General features: G+C 31.7%; 2 protein-coding genes. Both read right to left on the minus strand.

What is annotated here, in order from left to right; genetic code table 11:
* Nucleotides 1–935 (minus strand): terminase large subunit domain-containing protein (locus ACPUYX_RS20910; protein WP_426381502.1); only part of this gene is annotated, 935 nt, incomplete at its 3' end.
* Nucleotides 932–1,396: a P27 family phage terminase small subunit gene (locus tag ACPUYX_RS20915; RefSeq protein ID WP_426381503.1), complete on the minus strand. Its 465-nt coding sequence runs from the start codon at nucleotides 1,394–1,396 to the stop codon at nucleotides 932–934. The genes ACPUYX_RS20915 and ACPUYX_RS20910, both read right to left, overlap by 4 nt.
* Nucleotides 1,397–1,675 lie beyond the last annotated feature (279 nt).

Raw genomic sequence — 1,675 nt, forward strand, 5'->3', positions numbered from 1 at the left:
ATCTTAGCTTTTTCTCTATCTGCACGTATCTCTTTATAATTTTCTTCTACACGTAATGGATTTGCTTTATAAAGGCCTTCTTCAGTCCATGCTTCTTCCCTAGAGCAATAATACAGTAAACAAAATAGTCTTGTCTCATTTACTATTCCATTTAGAACGGCTTTATCATACTCTAATTCTTCTAGCATTATTGAATCGCTCTCGGCATATGCGGTAGTGGTTTTAATTTCGATAGGGTTTAGTACGCTTAGCTGCCCTTTTCTCATAGCTTGAATGTTTCCGTTAGTTGTAAATGCTCCAACTTCATCGGCTACGAAACATGCTGGCCTTATAGAGTTGTTTTTATTTGCTTTGCTTGTTCTTGGTACATAATAACTATTGGTTAGTTTACATTTTATAATACCGATTTCGCTATCAGATACGAAGAAATGTTTCTCTATATAAGGACTAGCGCTTATTAATTGTGCCATAGCTTTTCTAGTTTCTTTGGCTAAATCCCTATCTATACATATGCTATAAAACTCACTGAAATTTTGTTCTGTTAGCATTAAAAGAAGAATTACTAAAGCTGCTATGAAACTTTTGGCATTTTTACGTGGTATAAATAAAACAACGTCTCTGTATCTAAACTTATTTTTATTACTTTTATATCTCCAACCAAATATTGCGCATAAAAATAAAGCTTGAAAACCTTCTAAGCCTTCTAAAACTTGTTTGCCAGATACAAAACCAGTAGCATAGTTAAATAGTTTTGAGAGATTGTTTATTTTCTTTAGCTTCTTTTCATCAAAATAAAACTCAAATTCATCGTTGTATTGTCTTTCGTAATAGTCCTGCAAAAAAATGCTGCATTGTAGTCCTACTTCTATTGTTGTTATTTCTCGCCCTTCAACTACATCAGTGCAATATTTTAAGGCCTTATCTAGCAGTATCATTCTTCATCATCTTCTCTTAAAGCTTTTAATAAAGGATCTTCTTTTTCTTCCTTGGCATTTATATTAATGTTAGCCAACTTCGCTCTGCTCTGAGGACTTAAAGATAATTCGTTGCAGCATCTAAAGAAATCTTTATCATAAGATTCCTTGGTACTCTTAATATCTTTATTAAACATAAGGGCAGGATTCTTATTAATCTTGCTTTCTATGTTTTGTAATCTATCAATCGCTATTACACATTTAGTTAAAATAAAAATATCTAAGTTATTAAGCAGTTTGCTTTCTTCAAGTTCAGATTTTATAAACTCGAATAAATAAAATTGATTTTCATTTAGCTCTTGTGCAGGTGCAATATTATCGGCTTTACCCTTTAATTTATATTCCTGCTCTAATCTGTTTTGTTTTTCTTCTCTAGTTAAGTGTTTACTTAGTAAATTTGTATTTTTGCATGGTCTAGCCAAAATTTTCACCTACCTTTAACGCAAAATTTAAACTTTCATTTCGGGAAATTTATCCGACTGGGGGAGCACCAGGGACTTTCTAAGAAAAGTTTAAAACTTTTTTATAGCCCCTCCCCATACACTTCAAATCTATATTTTTTCAGTAAAGTTAATAAAAGTTCTTGCATTGCCTTTTTATCTTTATCGCTTTTGTTATAAGCACTATGAACTGTCTTGTGCACTGAATCACTAACACCAATAACATTGTCTACGTCATAAGCTTTAGTTATATCTTCTTTA

Origin of the sequence: Desulfosporosinus sp. SYSU MS00001 (genome assembly GCF_049943955.1) — a bacterium.
GTDB lineage: Bacteria > Bacillota > Desulfitobacteriia > Desulfitobacteriales > Desulfitobacteriaceae > Desulfosporosinus.